Genomic DNA, 22,703 nt, shown 5'->3' with positions numbered 1-22,703 from the left:
TAAATCTTCTTCCAGCTAATAGCTGAATCAGCCATTTTAACGCCAATTTCAGTTATCAAATTATAAATGGTTCTTGGGTCGATTCCCCTTCTTGCAATAGCTCTTAAAGTTCCAAGTCTTGGATCATCCCATCCACTGTAGGTTCCATCTTCGATTCCTGCCATTGCTTTGGAAGTGCTTAGTGCAATATCTTCCATTTTAAGTCTACCGTAGTGTATGTACTCAGGCACATCCCATCCCATATGGTCATATAGATATTTTTGTTTTTCAGTATTTGCAAGGTGGTCTTTTCCTCTTAAAACATGAGTCAATCCCATCAAATGGTCATCCACTGCAACAGAGAAATTCATCATAGGATAGATTCTGTATTTATTGCCTAAACGAGGATGGGTTTCATCAACCAATCTCATAGCTACCCAATCACGAATTGCAGGATTTTTATGAGCAATATCGGTTTTTACTCTAAGTACTGCTTCACCCGCATCCATAGTGTCAAATTTTTCCCACAATGCAAGATTTTCTTCAACACTATTGTCCCTGCACGGGCATGCTTTACAGTTGTCTTTAAGCTCTTTGAAATCAGCGCCGTCACAGGTACACATATAAGCCGCACCATTTTCTATTAACTGACGAGCATAATCATAATATGTTTCAAATCTGTCGGATTGATAAATAACCTCATCAGGATTGATTCCCAACCATTCCAAGTCCTCAGGAATCATTTCATAAGCAGGTTCATATACTCTTTTTGGATCTGTATCTTCAATCCTTAAAATCAATTTCCCATTATGTCTTTTTACGTATTCTGCATTTGGAACTGCTGCACGGGAGTGTCCAATATGTAGCGGACCACTTGGATTTGGAGCAAAACGTAAAACAATATTTTCATGAGTTCCTGGAAGTTCCTGAAGTCCGACTTCTTTAGCTTTAGGTTTTTTGTCTTGAACTTCTACACCTAATTTTTCCATTTCGCTTGCTTGCTCTTCTGGAGACAAAGCATTTACTTTCGCTACAATTTTACCAGACATCGGACCAATTTCTTTTGCTTTGCTTCTTAGCTCAGGTTCATTTGCCATGATGGAACCCATAACTGCCCCAGGATTTGCAGAGCCCTTATGTTTGGCTGCATTAAGCAAAGCATGTTTATAGATAATTTCTTCTAAATCATTCATTTAATCATCACAATTAATAATTCGATTATAAAAATAAGCAATATTATTTATCTTATTGAAGATATATAAAGATTAAGAATTAAATTGGGTTAAGATAGTATGAGGCTTGGAAAAACTAATCTCGAAGTAAATAAAAATGGATTTGGTGCCCTTCCAATCCAAAGATGCACAATGCAGGAAGCGGTTGAAATACTTAAAAAAGCATATGACAATGGGATTGATTTTTATGATACAGCCCATTTTTACACTGACAGTGAAGAAAAAATGGGAAATGCTTTTAAAGATATACCTCGTGAAAAGATTTATATTGCAAGCAAAACTGCAGCTGAAACACCAGAAGTGTTTTGGAGCGATTTGGAAACTTCACTTAAAAGCTTAAAGACAGATTACTTGGATTTATATCAATTCCACAACATTTCATTTGTTCCTAAAAAAGATGATGAATTATTTAAAGCAATGCTTGAAGCGAAAGAAAAAGGAATGATCAGACATATTGGAATTACAACCCATAAAATTACATTTGCCCATGAAGCCATTGAAAGCGGACTTTATGAAACTCTACAATATCCATTTTCATACTTAAGCGGAGAGGAAGAGATAGAATTGGTGGAGAAATGTAAAAAGTTTGATGTTGGATTTATTGCAATGAAAGCAATGGGTGGAGGATTGATTACAAATTCAAAAGCGAGTTTTGCATTTTTAAATCAGTTTGACAACGTATTGCCTATTTGGGGAGTTCAAAAGATTTCCGAGCTTGATGAATTCCTGTCCTATGACAGCACCACTGTCTTAGATGATGAATTGAAATCAACAATCGAAAATGACAAAAAGGAATTGGGCGAGGACTTTTGCAGAGGATGCGGCTACTGCATGCCATGTCCTGAAGAAATTAAAATCAGCATATGTGCCAGAATGTCACTTTGGGTTAGGAGATTTCCGACAGAACCCCATTTAACTGAAGAATGGCAAAAAACAATGGCTCAAACAGAAAACTGCATAGAATGCTATGCATGTGTTGACAAATGCCCATATGAATTGGATATCCCAAGAATTCTTAAAGAAAACTATGAAGACTACAAAAATATCTTAACCGGAAAAACAAAGGTGTGAATATGAAACAGTGTATTGAAAACCCAAATGAATTAGACTGGGCCAGATTCTGGGCTGAAAAACTGGCAAATAAAATTGATAAAGATTGGGATAAGGCAGCTCCAGGATTTTATAGGCGTACCAAAAAAGAAGACTATAACGATGCACTGTTTGATAAATTAATTTTAGATGAAAACTATACAGTATTGGATGTCGGCTGCGGTGAGGGATCAGTTACAGTTCCTTTAGCCCGTAAGGTTAAAAGTGTTATTGGACTTGATTCATCCCCAAAAATGCTGGAATATCTGGAAAAAAGAGCTAAAGACAATGACATCAAAAATATCAAGACTATTTTAAAACCTATAGAAGAGATAAAATACTCAGAAATTGGGGATGTTGATGTAGTGGTCTGCTCAAGGTCCTTGAATGGAATAATACCCATAGAAGAAGTATTGATGGAATTAGATAAAATTGCCAGTAAATATGTTTTCATAACCATTTTCGGACCTGAAAACAAGAAAATCGAAAAGGATTTTGACCGAGAGCTTGGAATAAAAACCGAAGATTTTCCTGACTACAATTATTTCTTCAACATACTGTTCAATATGGGAATCTATGCAAATATCGAAAGATTTGACTTGAACAACTACCGTGAATATGACAGCATTGAAGACGCCATGGACAACGGAAAGTTCAGACTGGACATTTACAGCGATGAAGAAAAAGAGCTGTTGAAAGATTATTTAAAAAGAATTCTAAGTTATGATAAAAAATCAAAAAAATATTATAACGTCAAGGACAAAGCCGATTGGATAATGATTTGGTGGAAAAAAAGTTAAAAGAAATTATTCATTAATTTCTTCAAAATATTCTGGACCCACATCACATAATGGGCAAACGTAGTCCTCAGGCAATTCATCGCCTTCATACACATAATCACAAACTTTACATCTCCATGCCATTCCATCACCTATAATATTTTAAAAAAAATAATAAAATGAAACTAATCGCTCTTAATCATGGTTAAAATCATTTTATATGGACTGTTTTCTGCCTGTAGTGCATGTGGTTCATTAGCAGGCATGATAATGATTTCACCTGCTTTAACAGTATGTTTGACACCAGAAATTGTAATTTCCGCTTCACCATCTATTATTTGAACCATCGCATCAAAAGGAGCGGAATGTTCAGACAATCCTTGACCTTGATCAAAGGCAAAGAATGTTACTGTTCCAAGCTCTTTCTTGATTACTTCTCGGCTTACTACACTATCTGATTGATAATCCAATAAGGATTGGATATCTAAAGCTTTCGCTTTAATATCCTCACTCATAAGTTATTCCCCCATAATTGTTTTAATATCTGCAATTGCATCTCCTGATGTTGGAGTCAAGTTGTAATTTCCAACCAATACATTGAGAATGTCATCATTACACCATGCAGGAAGTACAGGTCCAATCCACATATCGGTTTTTCCTAAGTATAACAACGCCCAAAGCACAGCTGCAGCTTTTTGTTCCATCCAACTGAGCACAATTGTTAAAGGCAATTCGTTTAATTCCATGTCAAACAATTCGCATAATGCAAGTGCAACATCAACAGCAACAATAGTATCGTTACATTGACCCACATCCAAGAGTCTTGGAATTCCTTCAATGTCTCCTAAATCAAGGTCATTGAATTTATATTTACCGCATGCTAAAGTTAAAATAACAGTATCTTCAGGCAAGTTTTGTACGAATTCCCTGTAGTAGTCATTATGTTTTGCTGCTTTATCACATCCACCAACAACAAAGAATCTTCTGATTTTACCTTCTTCAACTAATTTTTTGATTGCATCAGCATGTTCCACAATAGCTCCTGCACTCCAACCGGTAGTGATAGTGGTTAATTCTTCAGGTTCTAAAGATCCTAAAGATTTAGCACATTCGATTACTTCTGAAAAGTCATAATCATCAATGGTTTTTACTCCCTCAAGTTTTGCTACATCCATGGTGAACATTCTTTCTTTGTATGCATCAAGTGCAGGCAATACACAGTTACTTGTTCCAACAATAGCTGCATTGTATTTTTTAAAGACTGTTCTTTGATCGTGCCATGCACCACCTAATTGACCTGCTAAGTTTTCGTATTTGTTGAGTCCAGGATATCCATGAGCAGGCAACATTTCAGAGTGAGTGTAAACTTTAATGTCAGTTCCTTCCACCTGTTTCAATAATTCTTCAAGTGCTTTTAGGTCGTGACCGGTTACAATAATTGCAGGTCCTTCCTGTGCACCCACTTTAACTTCTACAGGTTGTGGTTCACCGTAAGCAGCAATGTGAGCATCTTTTAATAATCTCATTACAGCTACGCTTTTTTCACCAGCTTCCAATGCAAGTGCCACAAGATCATTTACATCAAAGTTGACATTAGTTAATGTTGTGTATAATCCTTTGGTTAAAAATGCATCAATTTCTTTATCGTATGCACCTAAAACGTTTGCATTGTAGTTGTATGCACTAATTCCTTTCATTGTAAATATTAAATTATCTTGAAGTCTTGCAACTGTTGGTTTTTTACCACAAACTCCACTTACTGTACAACCAGTACCTTTAGCGGTCTGGGAACATTGATAACAAAACATATCTAATCCATCTGCCATAATAATAACCTCATTTTTATTTGTTAATAATAGTTTCCATTGAAGAATATATAAAGATTTTGTCACTATTCAAGGGTAAAAAGTAGTAATAAATATATAGCATGAAAAAAATAATAAAATTATGGACGAGAATATATCTGTTTTAAAAGGATTAGGACTTACAATGTATGAGGCTCAAGCATATTTAACACTCACATCATTAATTTCATCGACAGCGAGTGAAGTGGCTGAAAAATCAGGCATTCCTCGCAGTAAAATATATGATGTATTGAAAGGATTAATCAAGAAAAATTTCATTGATGTTGAAGATGGAAGACCATTGACCTATAATGTTAAATCTCCAGTCGAAGTGCTGAGCCGTGAAAAAGAAAAAATTGACTCACAAATTGATGATACAATAACACGACTAACCAACATATATGAAAACGGAATGAGTCAAGTTCAAGCCCCAATATGGAGAATATACAGCGTTGAAAAAATCATCAACCAGGAAGTGGAAATCATAAAAAGAGCAAAAAATACTGTCAACATGAGAATAGGATTTCTCTTTGAAGGTGAAGGTGAAGCACTAATTAAGGCATTTAAGAAAAGACGTAGCTTGAAAGTGAATATACTAGCTTCACCGACATGTTACATCAACAATGAGGAAATTGACATTATTAAAATGTTTAAAGATGCCGACATCAACATTCAAAAAGCAGATATTCCCTTTGTAAAAGTGCTGATTTCCGATTCAAAAGAGATGATGCATACCTACACCAAATTTTCAGAAGATAAACGTGAAGTAATTCCCGAAACTGCAATTGGAATCTGGAACAAATACGAAGACGTTGCAAGAAACTATGATGAAAGGTTTATGAATCAACTAGAAAAAATCAAAAGAAAACAAAAAAAATAAAATAATAAAAACACTATGTTTTTAGTAAAATTAAGTATTTCTTCGTTCAATGAATCTTCCCGTGTATTTTCAATACTAAATTTAGAATCATCAATATTTACAACATCAGCAGTGCTGTTATCGGCTGCGCTTACAGCAGACATTGACAATATTGCCAAGAAGTATTGAAAAAATCATTATCTTTTTATATGATATAATATCGCCCAATTACGATTTCGTTTATTTTTCTATTATCATGGCTTCAAATCTATTAAAGGCATCCAATAAGAAATCATCCAAATATCCAATAGTTTGCTCACATATTCTTTGTGGAACACCCCAATATGCAGATGCGATGCTGCCTGCAATTGCCGCTTGAGTATCTGCATCCCCACCTAAAGACACAGCATTTCTAATTGCATCTTCAAAGTCTTTTGCATCCAAAAAACAGATTATAGCTTCAGGAACACTTCCGGCACAGGAAACATCAAATGAATAATCAGGCCTTATTTCATCAACGCCACGATTTAAATCATAAGCATATTCCTTTTCAATATGATTTCTAATTTCATCCTTACTTGCGCCTGTCCTTGCAAGATAAATTGCATCTGCAGTTGAAAGGGCACCTTTAATACCTTCAGGATGATCATGTGATACGATTGCGGATTCATATGCCAAATCATTTGCCTCTTCCAATGACTCAGCAACCCATGCACATGGAGATACCCTCATTGCAGAACCATTAGCCCAACTGTCATAAGGTTTAGGTGATTCCTGAACCAGCCATCCTCCGAAACTTGAACCGTAACCTGCATCAGGATATCTATTCCCGAAATATTGTAAATTTTTAATTAAAACATCTTGTGAGTTTTTATCTTCACACAGCCAATTGGCAACGGCCAGTGTCAATATACTATCATCAGTAACTCTTGAATAAGGAGTAAATAATTCAAAATCTTTGGTTTTGATTGGGTAAAATTCTCGAGTTGAACCGATAACATCTCCTGTTATTGCTCCAATAATTCCTTTCATGAATTTATATTTTGATAATGTAATTAATATAGATTGACATATATTTAAATTGATTTAATTTAGTAAAATTGTCGTAAATGAGTAAAATTGCTCCAATTTTAAATAAAAAAAGATATATAATAGTTGTGACATTATTATATTTGATAATACAAGTTATTATCAAAAACACAGAAATTTCTATCAATATTCATAAATCGCTTCAGTGATAGATTCATACCCATTGTTACTTAAAAAAATAGAAATTTCAAAAAAAAAGGTCGTGAATGATTCCAGAGCAATCTGGAATCATGAAAAAATTAAATTATTTTTCTGATTAAAACAGAGGTATTATTGGTATTGCCGGTTGGAAGAACCATTACTTCCTTATGAAAACCCCTTGTATCCTTATCCAAAACAGGAGCATACAAAATTGCCCTCATTCCAGTATAGGTTCTATAGATGACAGGTGTTTTTTCATCAACATACTCCCAAATATTTGCAAAAACTCTATCTTTTGGCTCAGCAAGTGCTGCAACCATCAGGATATCATAATCCAAGTCTTCAATGACTTTTTCATCACCAACAACTATCTCAATATCCTCATCAAGTTCCAGTCTTTTCAAAACTTTTCTTGAAAGCTCTGCAACATTTTCCATCTGTTCAATACCAATACATTTGCATCCAAATACCTTATTAAACATGATTAAGGTTAATGGAAGTGGACCTGACCCTAAAAAAACAAATGTTTTATCTTCATTGAATTTAGCCAATTGACTTTCATTTTCAATCAAACCGATATACCTGTCATAAAAATGGAATGAATCAAGAGTCTCTGTAGGATTATCGGATTCCAAAATTTTTTGTGCATTCTCTGTTTCAAGCCTTGCCCCAACATAAACATAAAATTTTCTAATCAATTTTAATGCCTTGTTCATCTTTTCATCATCAAGAATGTGCTTTGCGGAATCAAAATCTATTGTCTTATCATGTGCAATGATTTCCACATCATCCAATATCTCAATGATTTCATCAATATTTATATCATCTAGAGCGGAATCACCATATTTATCCAAATCACCATAACTGGATAATTTATTGGCAATTTCTTCAAGTTTACCCCAATATTTATAACAACTCATCGAAAAAACTCCTAATGCTTTATTTCACATTATGTATTTTATAAATATAAATTTAATTAAAGTAATAACAATTTGAATAATTAAGAAAAATAGTAATACTTTTAATGAAAAAATTGAAAAATAGCTATTAAAGATTTGAAGGAGAATACTTTAATAGCTATTGTAGACAGTTAAAGAAACCCATATAAAATATAAATCTCTTTTTTATTAATTATTTCATATTGATAGAGAAAATAAAGTAAAATTGACTGGTTATGCTAACAACCAATATTACTCGGCTAATGATGAATTTATATCAATACAAGATAATCAACATGAAAAATAATCAAAAATATTCTTTTTTTAACTATTTTTCTAACATCAGTAATCTCTTACTAATCTTAGAAAAACAATTAAAAAAAAGTGGAGTGGAAATAGCTATTGTTTTAGCTATTCACTGACTCTATAATCAATCATTTTAAACTTATTCCAATTCTAGCGGACCTAACTTTGAAAGAGTTTTATGGAATTCTTCCATGGTTGTTTTGAATTTTTCACCTTCGGAAGCTGAAATCCATTCATGTCTAAATCTTTCTTTTTCAATTCCGAACTCTTCAAGAATATCTTCTACGATTTTTGATCTTCTGGACCATTTGTAGTTACCTGCGTCATAGTGGCAATCCCCAATATGGCATCCTCCTACAAATACTCCATCCGCACCTTCCTGGAATGCTTTGAAAATCATTGAAGGACTAATCCTTCCAGAACACATTACACGAATGATTCTAACATTTGATGGGTATTGCATACGTGCGGTTCCAGCAGTATCTGCCCCACCATAACAACACCAGTTACATAATAAACCTACTATTTTTAAATCATCAGACATCTAATCACCTCATAATTCGGTTTTTTCTGGACTGTATAATGGAGGTTTTACATCATCTGAAACTCCAGCAACATAGCCAGTTCTATTGTAGTATTTTTTCTGCAATTTGTCAAAGATTAATGAAACAGGAATGTCCATTGGACATACGTCATCACATTGTCCGCAATCCACACAACTGAAACTCATGTGGGATAGTCTTACACCTTGGAATGCAATTGGTGTTGGAGGAACATTCTGGTCATCTTTAAAGAACGGTTTATTCAATTCACAGTTTTCATAACACCAGCAAATCGGACAAACATCACGACAAGCATAACAGCTAATGCAACGATTCCAATCATCCATTTCATTAACAGTCGGATACATCTTATCTTGGATTTTATTAGCCATTTTAATCATGATGCCTTCAACTTTTTTCCTGCCTTCTACAGCAGGGTCAGCTGGATTTTTAGTTTCTAAAATTCCTGCTTTTTTTGCACCGTCAATCATTTCTTGGCCTTTTTCATCATTGATTTCAATGAATGTCCAACCGTCTTCGGCACCCCAGTTTCCACAAGCGATGTTTGCTTTTCTTGGGATTTTTACATCACATCTTTGACAGTTGGTACGACGACCGTATCCTTCATTTTCAAGGTCGTGGATTTTTACAGCTTCTTCGGAACCGTCTGCAAGTTCGATGATGAACTGTCCTTTATCAATTTCTTCACTTACAACATCATCAGGATCTGCTTCATAGAACAAGTCAATCATTTTTCTTCCTGCTACAGGAGGAACAGTTCCACCACAGTTTAAACCAATGACATAAATATTGTCCTTATTGATTTTATGTCTTATAATGAGCTCTTCGATAGCTCTCATATCACAAGGTTTTGCTGTTACTGCTACTTTCTTATCAAACAGGTACTTTTGAACAAGGTCACCAATCATTGTAGGAGCGCAGTGATAGGAACCTGCAGTTTTCATCAAATCTTCTGAATTTGTTACGAAAGTTGGTACTCCGTCATAAACATCATCACAAGGACTTATCGCTAAAACTCCATCGACAATTTCTTCATCAAGCAAATATTTAAGAATGCTGGTTACAGCCCCTCCACATTCGCCTGCTTTATGAATATCTTCATTTTGAGATTTTGCTAAAACATAACTCATATAATCACCCGATTATCCATTTAATTTTTCAATTACCTCAATTTCACTTAAAACATCAGATTCAATTGCAGCATTGAAAGATTGGGTTTCACCCATTGCATTTACAAATGATCCATCTTTTTCAAGCCATGTTTTAATAGGAACGACAATGTCTGAAATTTCAGTGGTCTTGCTTTCACATGGAGCAAAGCTGATAATCTTTGATATTTTTGAAAAATCATATTCCAATTCATCAGCAATGTCATCGTTGAATACTAAAAGAACTTTAGTATTATCCAATAGTTCAAACATTTCATCTTTAGATTTAGGTTCTAATAAGCTTAAAGCACCTTTAGAATTGGATTTACTGAATACTGGTAACAATTTACAGCCTAGTGCATCAATTTTATCCAAATCATCAGAAGTATCAATTTGATTGAATATCAATACTGATGATTCATCGATGTTATCTTTAGCAGCGTCCAAAAATTCTGCTACAGAATCATTGAAACATTCATCTGCAATGTTGAAAGTCACTGAAGCTTCAGCATTTACAAATGCGAATATTTTTGCACCATTTTGTTTTGCATGGACAATTCTTCTTCCGATCAAAGGATTTTCGTATAATAAATCGCCGATTACAAAAATCTTTTCTGCATTTTCAACATCATCATAAGAAGCAACTTCATCATAATTTTTCAGGTTATCTGCATAAAATCCAATATTATATCCTTTAGATTCTGCAAATTCTTTTATTGCTTCAATTTCACCTACACCACTGTTACCAGAACAAATTACAGTGACATCAGAAGCTGAGCTTAATTCTTTTGAAACATCTGCAATTAAAGCATCAGCATCAACATCACCAAACTTGTTTTTATAACAATCAATGGAATTTCTTCCATTTAAACAATTTTTACCTGCATTTACAGGATGTCTTTTATAAGGAAAAGTTCCCACAATTTCTCCATCATTCAAAACAACATTAATGCCACAACCTACACTACATGAAGGACATAATGTGTGCTTAATCTCCAACATATCATATCACCAAAAAAAATCAGCTAAAAAAAAGTATTAGAAATTCCCCCAATATAAATTTTGTTCAAATGTATACGAATAAAATATATAACTTAAAATAAAAATTTTGTTCAAATGTATACGAATAAAATTTTCTACTACTTATTTAACTATTTTATTAATACAATTATTCAAAATTATTCAATTAAATTAGTTAATCAAATAATCCAATAATAGATTTATTAATATAGTATATAAATCTTTTCATAATATCTGAGAGATATAAATCCGTTAAAATATAAATAACAAGTTATTTAAATTTAAAAAAATAAAAAACAAAAAATAAATGTCTTAAATTAAATATAATCAAAATATAATTTATTATTAAAGAAAATAACGTCAATGCTTAAAAAAAGCAAAAAAGTTAATAGTCATGATTAATAATTATAAATATTAATAAAAAATCGAAAATTAATACAACTGAAAGAAAATCAAATATCATCTATTTTTTACAGAATTTCTGAAAAATTCACAAAAAATATAACAAAATATAAAAAATAAATATGAGAGAAATTATGCACTTCTCTCAAGAACAAAATCTGCAATGTTTTCAAGTACCTGTTTAGATGAAGAATCATCCAATATTTCGAGTACTTCTTTAGCTTTAACAACAGATTCTTGTGCCAAATTGCGAGCATATTCAATAGCTCCACAATTTGTTAAAATTTCAATTGCTTCATCTATCTCATCTTGAGAATTATTTTCATCTTTTAAGATTTCAAGCAACCTTCCTGAATCATCACTGGCCAAACCTTTGATTGCGATGATGGTCATTTTACCTTTGCCTATATCGGAACCGATTGGTTTACCTAATGTTTCTTCATCAGATGCCAAATCAAGATAATCATCCTGGATTTGGAAAGCAAGACCAATCAATCTTCCATATTCATACATAGCATCAATGACTTCATCATTTGCTCCACCCATAATAGCTCCAGCTTTAGTGGCAGCAGCAATTAAAGCACCGGTTTTTTTGAAAATCATTTCCATGTATTCATCTTCATTAACATCGAATCTTTCTTCAAATCCCATGTCCAATGCTTGACCTTCACAGATTTTAACACATGCATCAGCAACGGTAGCCAATGACTTGTTATTCTGTTCGGAAGTAGTGCCTTTAGAACAAACAATTATTTCAAATGCTTTTGAAAACAATGTATCTCCTGCGAGAATAGCTACGTCTTCACCCCATACCTTATGTACTGAAGGCATTCCTCTTCTCATATCATCATCATCCATGATATCATCATGAATAAGTGAAAATGTATGAATGAGTTCAATAGCAGCAGCAGACTTTAAAGCACTTTCACGATTTCCACCAACAGCTTCAGCAGTAATTAATGTTAAAGCAGGTCTAAGCATTTTACCGCCAGCTCTTGTTAAGTAAACTGAAGCCTCTCCAAGATTATCTGGAGTAATTGTAGATAATTCTTCTTCAATTGTTTTTGTAATATCTGTAGAATAACTTCCGAGTACTTCTTTTACATCACTCATTTAAATCCCTCACTTAACTTTTAAAAACTTGTGCTTGAGCATTTCTCAAGATATGAATATCATAACCAATTCTGTAACCTTCTTCCTCAGCAAGTTCAGCATATGCTGCAAGCATTGATAAATCTCCGTGTGCTGGAATGATATGTTGTGGTTTAAGCATACGCAAAAATTCTCTGTGATCTTCCCTTCCAGCGTGACCAGAAACGTGAGCATTAGGATAAATTCTTGCACCTTTTAATTTCAATCTCCTTTCCATGATATGCCTATTTGCAGCATTTGTTGGATTTGGAATGATAGGTGCTGAAATAATAATATTGTCTCCTTTTTTAATGTTAAATGGAGTTCTACTATTTGCAATTCTTGGAAGCAATGCATCAGGTTCACCTTGGTGTCCTGTTGTAACAAGCAGATAATTTGCCCTATCCTCATCAGCCTTCATTAAAGCTTTATTGACCGCTTTTGGAGAACCATATATACTTGCATTATTCGGCAATTTTAAAATACCTAATTTTTGTGCAATGCCACAGAAACGTTCCATGGATCTTCCAAGGAAAAATATTTCCCTGTGACTTTTTTTAGCAATGTCCGCAATTGCTTGGACACGTTCCACATGAGAAGAAAATGTGGTAACAATCATACCTGTCTTTTCATGCAACGGCCCTCTCATAACATCCTCAAGAATATTTCTTGCAATTCTTTCAGAATGTGTTTTAACTTCATCATAATTTTTTGCATTAGTTGTTTCGACAATTAAAGCAAGCACTCCTTTTCTACCCAATTCTCTTAATCTTTTATAATCAGGTGGTGGAGATACTTTTTGATGATTATCAAATTTAAAATCCAATGCATAAACAATAACTCCTTCCGAAGTATGTAAAACTGGAAATACTGCTTGAGGAATACTGTGTGTTGATTGAACAAATTCCAAAGTAATATCCTTAGAAAGTTTCAATTTACTTCCAGGATTTAATGGTCTGATAGGATTAGTTACCTTAAACTTACGTTCCCCTTTAATTTGTTTTTCGATTAATGCAGCAGTATATGGAGTTCCTATTAATGGAGCATCATACCTGTGAGCCAATTTGGCAACTGCACCAATGTGGTCTAAATGTCCGTGGGAAAATACGATACCTTTTACCTTTCCGTCAACATCTTTCATTAAAGTATCGTCAGGAATAACTCCCCTTTCAATTAAATCCAAACTATGCATTCTATCGATATCAGTATCTTCGTGCATACTAATTCTGTCAAGATGTATTCCCATATCAAATATAATTACATCCTCACCAATCTTGACAGCAGTCATGTTTTTTCCGACTTCCTGATATCCCCCAATAGCGATAACTTCTACGCTCATGTTTTATCTCCTTGAATAATTTTTTGTGTTTATACCTCTTTCACTAAGCCACTCCCTTGTTTTTCCGCGAATAACTAATTTAGATTGTTTCAATTCTTCAATGTTATTGGCGCCAACTAAAAACATGGCAATTCTTAGGGAATCATTGAACCTTTCAATAAATTTGTTTAATTGATCTTGAGATGCTGAATTTTTTAAGAATGGTAAAGCCATACCTACAGCATCAGCTCCAAGAGCAATAGCTTTAGCAGCTTCAAGACCTGTTCTGATACCTCCGGATGAAATAACCGGAACATTTACTGCATTAGTAACTTCAACTGTACTAATGGCAGTCGGAATTCCCCAATCCCAAAATACTTCACCCAAATATCTATCTTCAGCACGATATGTTTCAACAGCAGCCCAGCTTGTTCCGCCTGCACCTTCAATATCAATGAAATCCACACCTGCATCAACTAATGCCTTTGCAGATTCTCCAGATATTCCACAACCTGTTTCTTTTGCAACAACTGGAATATCAACAGACTCAGTGATTTGATTAATCAAATCAAGATATCCCCTTGCATCCAAATCACCTTCAGGTTGAATGGATTCCTGAAGAGGATTGAGATGAATGGCCAAAATATCAGCATCTAAAATTTCCACTGCCTTTTCAGCCAAATTCAATTGAGGCGCACCGATATTACCTACAAGCAAACAGTCAGGAGCATTTTCCCTTACAACAGTATAAGTGTCTGCAAGTTCAGGATGTTCACAAGCTGCCCTTTGAGAGCCAACACCTAATGCAATACGATTATTTTCAGCAGCAATTGCTAACTGTTTATTTATATTTTTTGCAGCAGGATGTCCCCCAGTAATTGCTGTCATAAATAAAGGAGAGTTTAATTTTTTACCAAAAACGGAAGTTGACAAATCAATTTCGTTTTTATCAATTTCTGGCAGAACATTATGAATTAATTCAATGTCCTCAAATCCAGTAGTCTTATTTTTAAACTCAACATCATAATTTTCACAAATTAATAAATGCTCTAATTTTCTATCTGAAATCATATATTAATTTCCCCTTGAAATTACTGTCCCTTTCACTTTTTCATTTTCCAAAACTTTGAAAACATTATCTTCAACTTCAGCATTTATTATTTTAGATTCAATCCCTAAATCAGCCAAATATAAAAGTTCTTTAATTTTTCCAACCATACCACCAGTTACATCAACATTGGTTGTTCCTTCTAAAGTATCCAAATCATCTAAAGATGAAAATTTATCGAAAAAAATTGCGTCATCGTGTGTTTTAGGATTCTTATTGTAAACCCCATCAACATCAGTTCCCAAAACGACCATATCAGGGTTGAGATTTTTCGCCAAGTACTGAATGAGCTGATCACCAGAAATAACACAAATTTCCAACTCGTCATCCAAGACAACATCCCCATAAATAACAGGAATAAAACCTTTCTCTAAATATCTTTTAAAGCTATCAAGATTACCATCAGTGATTCTTTTATTAGTAGCCCTCATAAAACTAGAAGCCGGAATTGCTACTACAGGTAAGCCTTCATCAATGAAAGCTTCACAGATATACATATTTAATTTTTTAACGGCATTTTGAGTTTCGCAGAAACCTATTCTTTTTTGAGGATACTCGGATTCGTCAAATTTTTCGCCAATCTTATATTTTTTAGCAGGCGGATGTCCAAAAGACCCAGCACCATGAACAATAATCAATTCCTTGAATGAATTATCAAGTGAAGATTTAATCTCAGATGCTATTCTTTTAAGACTTTTAGTGTCGACTTCACTAACAGCATCCTTATTGGTTAAAATGCTTCCACCAATTTTTAAAATTATCATAAAATCACTTATAAAACCTAGAAGAAACTCCTTTTCGAGTAAATCTGATTTTTAATATATTATCATCACGAGCAATAGCATGTGCAACTTCATCAACTTTACCCGGACAAAGTGCAATAATACTACCTCCACCACCAGCTCCAGTAGTTTTAGAACCGATAGCTCCTGCTTCTCTTGCATTATAAACCATACGAGATAATTCCAATGTATTAACACCTAAAACATCTAAAAATCCATGATTAATATTCATCAATTCTCCAACTTTGTCAAAATCTCCTTTCAAAATAGCCTGTTTAGCATAATTGGTTAAATTACCCATTGCAGTAATGACAGGGTTTATGATTTTAGGATTTCTCATTTTTAAATTTTTTACATCCTTAACCATCTTTCCTGTGTTTCCGTGTTTAGTTGTGTATCCTACAACAAATGGAACATTAAATTTAGCGTTGATATGTTCGATTTTCTTATTTCTGGACAAGTAAACAATTCCACCATATGTAGAAACTAAAGTATCCAATGGGCTGGCCACGCCTTGAACGGCCTGTTCAACCATATGGGCATCATGAGCAAGAGATTTCTTATCAAAACGGATATTATGATACCTATATAAAGCAGCAAGAGTAGCTACAGTAACTGCAGCAGATGATCCCAATCCAGAACCAATAGGAACATTTGATGATAATGTAATCTCAATTGGAGAGTGGTCGTGAGCTTTGTAAAGAGCTTCTAAAATATATCTAATAATACCTGGTTTTCCTTTTGTTAAAATGTATTTCTTATGACGTGTTAACAATTCAGCTTCAAAACCTATATCAGGAGCTTTAAAAACAGAACGATCATTGTTAGATTCTCTAATTGTTATATAAGCCCTTTTATTAACTGCACCTGCTATAGCAGGTTCTCCATAAACTACAGAGTGTTCACCAAATAAAATAGTTTTTGCGGGAGCAGAAGCTTTAGCTATCATAAATACACCTTATTTAAAAATGCCTGAAGCATAACCTACAACAGAGCTATAATCTCCGGTAACATCACCACTAGTTCTATAACCTAGAATTTCACAATCTTTCTTTCCAGACATTTTAGAAAGAGAAATTGCTGTCATTACCGGACCATAACCGCACATGGTAATGTTGAATTGTATAACCTCTTCAAAAAGTTTAAATTCATTCATTTCACTAATGTCATCTAAAACAAAACCATCCACCTTGTTTGCTTTTTCCTGATTGTTGAAATGAGACAAATCAGTACTTGCAATAATACAATAGGATTTACCCAACTTATTTCCAGCCTCAAAAATTGATTTGGCCAAATCGCTTGAAGCGGAAAATGTTTGAGAACCCATAGTAATCGGAACTATTTTGAAATCATTAGAGAAATATTGTAAAAATGGTAGCTGAACTTCAATACTGTGTTCACGAAGATGAGCATGAAAATCGGCAGATGCTATGTCTGATATAGAAATGATTTCATCCGCAAATTCACTGTCAACTTCAACATTACCAAAAGGGGTAATCCATTCTCCCTCATTGAAAACAGAAATTTCACTACCAAAACCTGTGTGGTTAGGACTCAAAATAATAAAAACTTCAGGAAAACCATTTTGAACTATTTTGCAATAGCCTTTAGCAGCTATTGCACCAGAATATTGATAACCTGCATGAGGAACCATAACATGAATAGGATAATCATTACCTTCAAAAGTGTTGAGATTAGGAACTTCCCCACTCTCTAAAAAACAACTTTCAATTAGCTTTCTAAGCTCATTTGGATTATCTGGATAAAAAGCTCCAGCAACAGCAGGTTTTCTTAACATTTAACTCACTTAAAATTTAAGTTCAAAGTCAGTTGCATCAATATCCAAGTCACCGTCTTCAGGGAGATCTCCTCTTTCTCTTAAAATTTGTCTTGCAAGTAACCAGTAAACTAATGCGATAGCTTTTCTACCTTTGTTGTTTACAGGTACAGCAATATCAACAAAACTGAGTAAGTTTTCAGTATCACATAAAGCAACAACAGGAATTCCATTTTGTTTGGATTCTAAAACTGCTTGTGCATCAGATCTTGGGTCAGTTACAACAATGATTTTTGGTTCAATGAATTTTGCATAATTAGGATTAGTTAAAGTACCTGGGATGAATCTGCCTGGAATGGTTTTTGCACCAGTGATTTCACCGAATTTTTTAACAGGAGCTTGACCGTATTGACGGGTAGCCACTACTAAAATGTCTTCAGGGTCGTATTTTGCTAATAATTTTGCAATTTGTCTGATTCTTTCATCAGTTTTTTGAATATCTAATACATATAAACCGTCAGATCTAACTCTGAAAATGTATTTTTCCATATCGCTTGTTTTTTGTTGGGTTCCGATATGTAAACCTGCTGCTAAATAATTATCTAAATCAATTAAAAGTTCATCATTTACCATAATAACACCTCAATATATTTAATCATCATCTTCAATTTTTACACATTCATTTGGACATACGTCCATACATACTTCACAATAACTACATTCTTCAGGATCAACAATTACTATTTTGTCTCCTTCAAGAACTAAAACTTCCATAGGACAAACATCAGCACATTCTGCACAGTCTGCACCATCACATTTATCATAGTCAATAGTTACTTTAGCCATATAATAATCTCCTAAATTTAACTTAAAATGACCCCATTTTTGGATTAGGAAGTTCTTCTTCGATACGAATTAGCTCATTTAATTTAGCTATCCTTTCACCACCAATAGCCCCAGTTTTAATCATTGGTGAAGCAAAACCAACTGCCAAATGAGCAATGGTTTCATCAGTAGTTTCACCAGATCTATGGGAAACAACAGGTACAATACCATTTTCCTTTGCTAATTTTACAGTAGCATAAGTTTCAGATAATGAACCTATTTGATTTGGTTTTATAATGATAGCGTTTGCAGCATTCATTTCAATGCCTTTGGCCAAAATATCCTTGTTTGTTACGAACAAGTCATCACCACAAACAAGACATTTGTTACCTACTTTTGCTGTTAATTGAGCGAATCCATCGAAATCGGACTCATCAAATGGGTCTTCAACATAAAACATGTTATATGTTTCAATAATATCTTTAACGAAATCAATCTGGTCTCCAGTATCCCTTTCAATATTATCCTGAGCATAAACATATTTCTGCTTATCCGCATCCCATAATTCGGAAGCAGCCATATCTAATGAAGGTCTAATTTCAATACCCAATTCATCACCAACCTCTTCGCAAGCTTGAGCTTGAATCTCTAAAGCATCAGCATTAGTGATGTTTGGTACCCATCCTCCTTCATCTCCTTTTCCACCAGTGAAATTTGAATCTTTAATTTGAATTAATTCTTTTAATTTTTTATGAACGGATGCATTGGCAAAAATTGCATCACTGACATTGGTAGCTCCGACAGGAACAACCAAGAATTCCTGAATATCAGGTGCATTAATTCCTGCATGTGCTCCTCCATTCATCATATTTCCCAATGGGAATGGTAATTCATTAACTAAATTTCCACCGATGTACTTATATAATGGCATGTTATAAGAGGAAGCCGCTGCCTTAGCTACAGCCATAGAAATAGCTACAGTTGTATTACCGCCAATAGCAGACAAATTATCAGTTCCATCAATTTCTTTCAATACTTCATCAATGGTTTCCATATCTTCAGCATCCATACCAATGAGTTCAGAAGCTATGAAATCTTCCATTTCACTTACAACAGTATCTACTCCACCTTCAGGAAATGACACTACTTCTCTAGAACCTGTACTTGCTCCACTTGGTGCAGCAGCTCTACCGGAACTATTCCAAGTAATCACATCTACTTCAACAGTAGGGTTTCCTCTGCTGTCCAAAATCTTACGAACTTGGACATCTTCTATTATACTATTCAAAAAAAACACCTCAGTGCCCTTTAATTTATTACCATATAATCTATACTCTTTAAAAAATCAGTAAGTTTCTTTATAGAGTTATGTTGGTATTTTTTATTTTTTTTAAATAAATTATGAGAAGAAATAGAAAATATCTATTCATCTCTAATAACATCTAATGGTAAAACTCCAGCTTTAAGTTCTTCGTAAGCTATATCAATAGGATCTAAGGAGTCTTTAATATCCACTAATGGTTTGGCTCCCATAGATATTTGAATTGCTCTAGCTCCGAGAATTCTAGCTCTTTCAAACCTTGTTAATTTTTTTTCAACATCCATGAATATTACTTCCATTTTTAGGCATATATTTTACCAAGATTATATTTTTAATTAAAAAAATATCCCTACGAACTGAAAAATCTATTCCCAGGTTTCTACATGGGAAATTAACATTCTTCTGCAACAGTATCTGTTTAAACCTAAGTCATCCAAAACATCTTTTGACTTTTCACCTGCAGCTACTCTTTTATTATATTCATCAAAGTAAGCTGAAACAGGTTTTCCACAACTTAAACATCTTATAGGAATCATTTATATCATCTTTTTTAATTTAAATAAAATATAAAATTACAGAAAAGTAATTTATCTGTAACTTTTTTGTTTACGAGCTCTTGCTCCAGGACCACCATATTTTTTAGGTTCAGAACGTCTTGGGTCACCTACTAACATGGTTCTGTCATATTGAATGAATTTTTCTTTTAAATCCATGTCTTGAGACCATTGTACAAGTCCTTTAGCAATAACCATACGTGCAGCTTCAGCTTGACCCATTACTCCTCCACCAAAAACACGGATATTAATATCCACTTCATTAGCTAAATCTCCAGCTAAAGTTAATGGTTCTTGTAATTTTAAGTTAGCAAGCTCTGGAGAATAAAGTTCTAAAGGAATTCTGTTAATTCTAACTTTACCGGTTCCTTCTTGAACAGTACCTCTTGCGATAGCTGTTTTACGTTTTCCACTTGTATGAATAACTTTAACCATAATCACACATCCATTTATCTAAAAGGTAGCTCCTAAAAGTTTGGAGATTTCTCCTAATTCGATACCTTTTTTAATATTTTTGTATTCTGCTTCAGGAACTGCAGTGAGTTCAGCATCTGCATATTCTGCAGGTACACCAACAAAAGCTTTTAATCCTTTGTATGCGGTTTTACCTTTGGATTTTTTGAAAGGTAACATTCCTCTTACAGTTCTTCTAAATATATCATCTGGTCTTCTAGGATATTTAGGACCTAAGTCACGAGGGTTAGAAATACTTGCCCTGTCGACTCTTTGTTTGTATTTAGCATAAGCCCATTCTTTATTACCAGTTAACATAATTTTTTCAGCATTAAGAATTACTACTTCTTCGCCTTCTAAAAGATTTTTACTAGTTACACTAGCTAATCTTCCTAAAACGCATCCTTCTCCATCAATAATCATAATAACACCCTATTTATTCCATGATCCTAATGTTTGATCCTTTAGGATTTGATTCGATTATCTCGTCAATTGAGATGCATTCTCCACCAGCACTTTCGATTTTTTCTTGTGCTTTAGCTGAGAATTTTAATGCTACTACATCTACTTTTTCTGTTAAATCACCATTTGATAAAACTTTTCCCGGTACTAAAACAGTTTCACCTGCTTCAGCGTATCTTGCAATATCAGATAAATTTACTTCAGCAGTTCTTCTGTTAGACCTAGAAAGTTTATCTGCAACATCTTTCCAAATAGCTGCATCTTCACTTTTTGATTGTTTATTAAGTTTATTAATAAGTTCAATAAGGTTAGGATTAGTTTTGATAATTTTCTTAACCATTATTTACTTCCTCCTTCTTCACTAAATCTGATAAATTTTTCTGCTTTTTCACCTAATTTGTCACAAGCTTTTAATAAAACTTCTTTAGGAGGCATTGATCCATCAGTTTCGATTCTAAATATGAAATCATTTTCACGATACCCTACATTAATATAACCATTAGAAGAAGCCCTTACACAGCTTTTACACATAGTACAGTTTTCAATGTCTAAAATCTTAATATGTTTTGATCTCCTATCAGATTTTAAAACACCTCTTGGACATGCCAATGCACAGTCATAATCCACTTCCTTATCTTCATCAAAGGTTATTTCAGGATACTGTTTGTATGCACATACAGTAGTAGGCATCCATTTAGCATGTTCTTTTCCATATCCTACTTTTGCAACAGCTTCAATATCTAGCACTTCACCATCTTTGAGTTTTACTAACGGAATAGTATCGTATACTGGTTTAATTGTTTCGTCTGAAGATATTAAATCCTTAGAATAAACTACTTTAGGTCCAACTTCATTTAACTTGAATATAACACCTTTTTTAAGATTATCTGCCCAGGAATCAGTTTCTTCATTGTATTCCCAACCATCATCTTCAGGTAAAGGCAAACCTTCAATTGCTTCAATATTGGAAACTAAAGGAGTTAAACCAAGTCTATGAGCAAGCACCTCATTAAACATAGCAGAATCATTTCTTACAATGTTTACATCTTCAATAGCTATTTTAGGTACATTAACCATTGCACATCTTCTAATAGCATTAATAAATGGTACTTCTGCATCACGAACAATGAATACAATTTCATCATCGCTTTGACTTTTAATTTCTATCTCCATATTAAACCCTTCCACTTAGACTCTTCTTCCTCTTTTACCACCAGGTCTTCCAGTACCATCGTGAGGAATAGGAGTGATATCTTCTATCTTACCTATTTTAATTCCAGCTCTTGCTAAAGCACGAATAGTAGCTTGTGCACCAGGTCCTGGACTTCTAGGTCCATTTCCACCAGGAGCTCTTACTTTAATATGTAATCCTACAAATCCTTTTTCTTTAGCATCATCAGCTATTCTGGTTGCTGCAGCCATAGCTGCGAAAGGTGAAGCTTGTTGTCTGTCTGCACGAACAACTTTTCCACCGGACCATTGTGAAATAGTTTCAGCACCAGTAATATCTGTTACAGTAATAATAGTGTTATTGAATGATGAGTAAATATTAGCTATACCCCATTTTTCATCTTTTGCCATAA

29 protein-coding genes are annotated in these 22,703 nt (G+C 33.8%); 4 read left to right on the top strand and 25 right to left on the bottom strand.

Annotation, left to right across the window (positions count from 1 at the left end):
* Positions 1-1,172: glutamate--tRNA ligase (locus QZ143_RS08050; RefSeq protein WP_292882967.1), on the bottom strand; the 1,172-nt coding region annotated here is incomplete at its 3' end.
* 99 nt (positions 1,173-1,271) lie between these two features.
* Between QZ143_RS08050 and QZ143_RS08045 the strand changes: the two genes are divergently transcribed.
* Both QZ143_RS08045 and QZ143_RS08040 read left to right on the top strand, forming a co-directional pair.
* On the top strand, positions 1,272-2,282 hold the full coding sequence (locus QZ143_RS08045) for an aldo/keto reductase (RefSeq protein WP_292609938.1): 1,011 nt from the start codon (positions 1,272-1,274) through the stop codon (positions 2,280-2,282).
* 2 nt (positions 2,283-2,284) lie between these two features.
* On the top strand, positions 2,285-3,100 hold the full coding sequence (locus tag QZ143_RS08040) for a class I SAM-dependent methyltransferase (RefSeq protein ID WP_292882964.1): 816 nt from the start codon (positions 2,285-2,287) through the stop codon (positions 3,098-3,100).
* 6 nt (positions 3,101-3,106) lie between these two features.
* Here QZ143_RS08040 and QZ143_RS08035 read toward each other — a convergent pair whose 3' ends face one another.
* From QZ143_RS08035 to hcp, 3 genes are read right to left on the bottom strand one after another with little or no spacing between them, the layout of a single operon-like run.
* Positions 3,107-3,223 carry a rubredoxin-like domain-containing protein gene (locus QZ143_RS08035; RefSeq protein ID WP_292609934.1) on the bottom strand — a complete coding sequence of 39 codons (117 nt, stop codon included), beginning with the start codon at positions 3,221-3,223 and terminating at the stop codon, positions 3,107-3,109.
* Positions 3,224-3,264: 41 nt separating this feature from the next.
* Entirely contained in the window at positions 3,265-3,594 is a 330-nt protein-coding gene (locus QZ143_RS08030; RefSeq protein WP_292882961.1) for a cupin domain-containing protein, read from the bottom strand.
* 3 nt (positions 3,595-3,597) lie between these two features.
* A complete protein-coding gene (gene hcp / locus QZ143_RS08025; RefSeq protein WP_292882958.1) occupies positions 3,598-4,905 on the bottom strand; it encodes a hydroxylamine reductase in 1,308 nt (435 codons plus the stop codon).
* A 121-nt stretch (positions 4,906-5,026) separates the two neighbouring features.
* On the opposite strand from hcp, the gene QZ143_RS08020 reads away from it, so the two are divergent.
* Positions 5,027-5,803 (top strand): helix-turn-helix domain-containing protein, encoded by a 777-nt coding sequence (locus QZ143_RS08020; protein ID WP_292882955.1) that lies wholly within the window; start codon positions 5,027-5,029, stop codon positions 5,801-5,803.
* 15 nt (positions 5,804-5,818) lie between these two features.
* The gene (locus QZ143_RS08015) at positions 5,819-5,971 is read left to right on the top strand and encodes a hypothetical protein (protein WP_292882952.1); all 153 of its coding nucleotides are present in this window, start codon (positions 5,819-5,821) and stop codon (positions 5,969-5,971) included.
* Between the two features lie 51 nt (positions 5,972-6,022).
* Here QZ143_RS08015 and QZ143_RS08010 read toward each other — a convergent pair whose 3' ends face one another.
* From QZ143_RS08010 to QZ143_RS07910, 21 genes are all read right to left on the bottom strand, one after another.
* Positions 6,023-6,814 carry an ADP-ribosylglycohydrolase family protein gene (locus QZ143_RS08010; RefSeq protein ID WP_292882947.1) on the bottom strand — a complete coding sequence of 264 codons (792 nt, stop codon included), beginning with the start codon at positions 6,812-6,814 and terminating at the stop codon, positions 6,023-6,025.
* A 296-nt stretch (positions 6,815-7,110) separates the two neighbouring features.
* Entirely contained in the window at positions 7,111-7,932 is an 822-nt protein-coding gene (locus tag QZ143_RS08005; protein WP_292609922.1) for a nicotianamine synthase family protein, read from the bottom strand.
* A gap of 463 nt (positions 7,933-8,395) precedes the next feature.
* Positions 8,396-8,800, bottom strand: a complete 405-nt coding sequence (locus QZ143_RS08000) for a hydrogenase iron-sulfur subunit (RefSeq protein WP_292609919.1) — start codon at positions 8,798-8,800, stop codon at positions 8,396-8,398.
* A 9-nt stretch (positions 8,801-8,809) separates the two neighbouring features.
* Entirely contained in the window at positions 8,810-9,949 is a 1,140-nt protein-coding gene (locus QZ143_RS07995) for a Coenzyme F420 hydrogenase/dehydrogenase, beta subunit C-terminal domain (RefSeq protein WP_292609917.1), read from the bottom strand.
* Positions 9,950-9,961: 12 nt separating this feature from the next.
* A complete protein-coding gene (locus QZ143_RS07990; protein WP_292609915.1) occupies positions 9,962-10,969 on the bottom strand; it encodes a molybdopterin-dependent oxidoreductase in 1,008 nt (335 codons plus the stop codon).
* Positions 10,970-11,521: 552 nt separating this feature from the next.
* Positions 11,522-12,502, bottom strand: coding sequence for a short chain isoprenyl diphosphate synthase IdsA (idsA, locus tag QZ143_RS07985; protein ID WP_292609913.1), 981 nt, complete (start codon positions 12,500-12,502; stop codon positions 11,522-11,524).
* Between the two features lie 13 nt (positions 12,503-12,515).
* A complete protein-coding gene (locus QZ143_RS07980) occupies positions 12,516-13,859 on the bottom strand; it encodes an RNase J family beta-CASP ribonuclease (protein ID WP_292609911.1) in 1,344 nt (447 codons plus the stop codon).
* Positions 13,860-13,862: 3 nt separating this feature from the next.
* Positions 13,863-14,909 carry a type 2 isopentenyl-diphosphate Delta-isomerase gene (gene fni, locus QZ143_RS07975; RefSeq protein WP_292609909.1) on the bottom strand — a complete coding sequence of 349 codons (1,047 nt, stop codon included), beginning with the start codon at positions 14,907-14,909 and terminating at the stop codon, positions 13,863-13,865.
* Between the two features lie 3 nt (positions 14,910-14,912).
* Positions 14,913-15,710 carry an isopentenyl phosphate kinase gene (locus tag QZ143_RS07970; RefSeq protein WP_292609907.1) on the bottom strand — a complete coding sequence of 266 codons (798 nt, stop codon included), beginning with the start codon at positions 15,708-15,710 and terminating at the stop codon, positions 14,913-14,915.
* A 4-nt stretch (positions 15,711-15,714) separates the two neighbouring features.
* A complete protein-coding gene (gene mvk, locus QZ143_RS07965) occupies positions 15,715-16,677 on the bottom strand; it encodes a mevalonate kinase (RefSeq protein ID WP_292882943.1) in 963 nt (320 codons plus the stop codon).
* Positions 16,678-16,686: 9 nt separating this feature from the next.
* Positions 16,687-17,526 (bottom strand): AmmeMemoRadiSam system protein B, encoded by an 840-nt coding sequence (gene amrB, locus QZ143_RS07960; protein WP_292882940.1) that lies wholly within the window; start codon positions 17,524-17,526, stop codon positions 16,687-16,689.
* A 9-nt stretch (positions 17,527-17,535) separates the two neighbouring features.
* Positions 17,536-18,138: a 30S ribosomal protein S2 gene (rpsB, locus tag QZ143_RS07955; RefSeq protein ID WP_292609900.1), complete on the bottom strand. Its 603-nt coding sequence runs from the start codon at positions 18,136-18,138 to the stop codon at positions 17,536-17,538.
* 18 nt (positions 18,139-18,156) lie between these two features.
* Entirely contained in the window at positions 18,157-18,351 is a 195-nt protein-coding gene (locus QZ143_RS07950; RefSeq protein ID WP_292609898.1) for a 4Fe-4S binding protein, read from the bottom strand.
* A gap of 22 nt (positions 18,352-18,373) precedes the next feature.
* Positions 18,374-19,618, bottom strand: a complete 1,245-nt coding sequence (eno, locus tag QZ143_RS07945; RefSeq protein WP_292882937.1) for a phosphopyruvate hydratase — start codon at positions 19,616-19,618, stop codon at positions 18,374-18,376.
* 134 nt (positions 19,619-19,752) lie between these two features.
* Positions 19,753-19,950 (bottom strand): DNA-directed RNA polymerase subunit K, encoded by a 198-nt coding sequence (locus QZ143_RS07940; protein WP_292609894.1) that lies wholly within the window; start codon positions 19,948-19,950, stop codon positions 19,753-19,755.
* 66 nt (positions 19,951-20,016) lie between these two features.
* Positions 20,017-20,187 carry a DNA-directed RNA polymerase subunit N gene (locus QZ143_RS07935; protein ID WP_292609892.1) on the bottom strand — a complete coding sequence of 57 codons (171 nt, stop codon included), beginning with the start codon at positions 20,185-20,187 and terminating at the stop codon, positions 20,017-20,019.
* 51 nt (positions 20,188-20,238) lie between these two features.
* Positions 20,239-20,640, bottom strand: a complete 402-nt coding sequence (locus QZ143_RS07930; RefSeq protein WP_292609890.1) for a 30S ribosomal protein S9 — start codon at positions 20,638-20,640, stop codon at positions 20,239-20,241.
* An 18-nt stretch (positions 20,641-20,658) separates the two neighbouring features.
* Entirely contained in the window at positions 20,659-21,081 is a 423-nt protein-coding gene (locus QZ143_RS07925; protein WP_292609889.1) for a 50S ribosomal protein L13, read from the bottom strand.
* A 13-nt stretch (positions 21,082-21,094) separates the two neighbouring features.
* On the bottom strand, positions 21,095-21,460 hold the full coding sequence (locus QZ143_RS07920; protein ID WP_292609887.1) for a 50S ribosomal protein L18e: 366 nt from the start codon (positions 21,458-21,460) through the stop codon (positions 21,095-21,097).
* On the bottom strand, positions 21,460-22,293 hold the full coding sequence (locus tag QZ143_RS07915; protein WP_292609886.1) for a DNA-directed RNA polymerase subunit D: 834 nt from the start codon (positions 22,291-22,293) through the stop codon (positions 21,460-21,462). Before QZ143_RS07915 ends, QZ143_RS07920 begins: the two co-directional genes overlap by 1 nt.
* Positions 22,294-22,308: 15 nt before the next feature.
* Complete coding sequence (locus tag QZ143_RS07910) at positions 22,309-22,701, bottom strand: 30S ribosomal protein S11 (protein WP_069574667.1); 393 nt, start codon at positions 22,699-22,701, stop codon at positions 22,309-22,311.
* Positions 22,702-22,703 lie beyond the last annotated feature (2 nt).

The sequence above is a fragment of the Methanobrevibacter sp. UBA188 genome (assembly GCF_905234905.1).
Classification (GTDB): Archaea; Methanobacteriota; Methanobacteria; order Methanobacteriales; family Methanobacteriaceae; genus Methanocatella.
This window is presented reverse-complemented; position numbering and strand designations above follow the sequence as displayed.

Bases quoted from the DNA above. Each gene is read 5' to 3' on its own strand.
- QZ143_RS08045 (WP_292609938.1), top strand. From the start codon at position 1,272: ATGAGGCTTGGAAAAACTAATCTCGAAGTAAATAAAAATGGATTTGGT.
- QZ143_RS08040 (WP_292882964.1), top strand. From the start codon at position 2,285: ATGAAACAGTGTATTGAAAACCCAAATGAATTAGACTGGGCCAGATTC.
- QZ143_RS08035 (WP_292609934.1), bottom strand. From the start codon at position 3,223: ATGGCATGGAGATGTAAAGTTTGTGATTATGTGTATGAAGGCGATGAA.
- QZ143_RS08030 (WP_292882961.1), bottom strand. From the start codon at position 3,594: ATGAGTGAGGATATTAAAGCGAAAGCTTTAGATATCCAATCCTTATTG.
- hcp (WP_292882958.1), bottom strand. From the start codon at position 4,905: ATGGCAGATGGATTAGATATGTTTTGTTATCAATGTTCCCAGACCGCT.
- QZ143_RS08020 (WP_292882955.1), top strand. From the start codon at position 5,027: ATGGACGAGAATATATCTGTTTTAAAAGGATTAGGACTTACAATGTAT.
- QZ143_RS08015 (WP_292882952.1), top strand. From the start codon at position 5,819: ATGTTTTTAGTAAAATTAAGTATTTCTTCGTTCAATGAATCTTCCCGT.
- QZ143_RS08010 (WP_292882947.1), bottom strand. From the start codon at position 6,814: ATGAAAGGAATTATTGGAGCAATAACAGGAGATGTTATCGGTTCAACT.
- QZ143_RS08005 (WP_292609922.1), bottom strand. From the start codon at position 7,932: ATGAGTTGTTATAAATATTGGGGTAAACTTGAAGAAATTGCCAATAAA.
- QZ143_RS08000 (WP_292609919.1), bottom strand. From the start codon at position 8,800: ATGTCTGATGATTTAAAAATAGTAGGTTTATTATGTAACTGGTGTTGT.
- QZ143_RS07995 (WP_292609917.1), bottom strand. From the start codon at position 9,949: ATGAGTTATGTTTTAGCAAAATCTCAAAATGAAGATATTCATAAAGCA.
- QZ143_RS07990 (WP_292609915.1), bottom strand. From the start codon at position 10,969: ATGTTGGAGATTAAGCACACATTATGTCCTTCATGTAGTGTAGGTTGT.
- idsA (WP_292609913.1), bottom strand. From the start codon at position 12,502: ATGAGTGATGTAAAAGAAGTACTCGGAAGTTATTCTACAGATATTACA.
- QZ143_RS07980 (WP_292609911.1), bottom strand. From the start codon at position 13,859: ATGAGCGTAGAAGTTATCGCTATTGGGGGATATCAGGAAGTCGGAAAA.
- fni (WP_292609909.1), bottom strand. From the start codon at position 14,909: ATGATTTCAGATAGAAAATTAGAGCATTTATTAATTTGTGAAAATTAT.
- QZ143_RS07970 (WP_292609907.1), bottom strand. From the start codon at position 15,710: ATGATAATTTTAAAAATTGGTGGAAGCATTTTAACCAATAAGGATGCT.
- mvk (WP_292882943.1), bottom strand. From the start codon at position 16,677: ATGATAGCTAAAGCTTCTGCTCCCGCAAAAACTATTTTATTTGGTGAA.
- amrB (WP_292882940.1), bottom strand. From the start codon at position 17,526: ATGTTAAGAAAACCTGCTGTTGCTGGAGCTTTTTATCCAGATAATCCA.
- rpsB (WP_292609900.1), bottom strand. From the start codon at position 18,138: ATGGTAAATGATGAACTTTTAATTGATTTAGATAATTATTTAGCAGCA.
- QZ143_RS07950 (WP_292609898.1), bottom strand. From the start codon at position 18,351: ATGGCTAAAGTAACTATTGACTATGATAAATGTGATGGTGCAGACTGT.
- QZ143_RS07940 (WP_292609894.1), bottom strand. From the start codon at position 19,950: ATGGAAGTAATATTCATGGATGTTGAAAAAAAATTAACAAGGTTTGAA.
- QZ143_RS07935 (WP_292609892.1), bottom strand. From the start codon at position 20,187: ATGATTCCTATAAGATGTTTAAGTTGTGGAAAACCTGTTTCAGCTTAC.
- QZ143_RS07930 (WP_292609890.1), bottom strand. From the start codon at position 20,640: ATGGTTAAAGTTATTCATACAAGTGGAAAACGTAAAACAGCTATCGCA.
- QZ143_RS07925 (WP_292609889.1), bottom strand. From the start codon at position 21,081: ATGATTATTGATGGAGAAGGATGCGTTTTAGGAAGATTAGCTAGTGTA.
- QZ143_RS07920 (WP_292609887.1), bottom strand. From the start codon at position 21,460: ATGGTTAAGAAAATTATCAAAACTAATCCTAACCTTATTGAACTTATT.
- QZ143_RS07915 (WP_292609886.1), bottom strand. From the start codon at position 22,293: ATGGAGATAGAAATTAAAAGTCAAAGCGATGATGAAATTGTATTCATT.
- QZ143_RS07910 (WP_069574667.1), bottom strand. From the start codon at position 22,701: ATGGCAAAAGATGAAAAATGGGGTATAGCTAATATTTACTCATCATTC.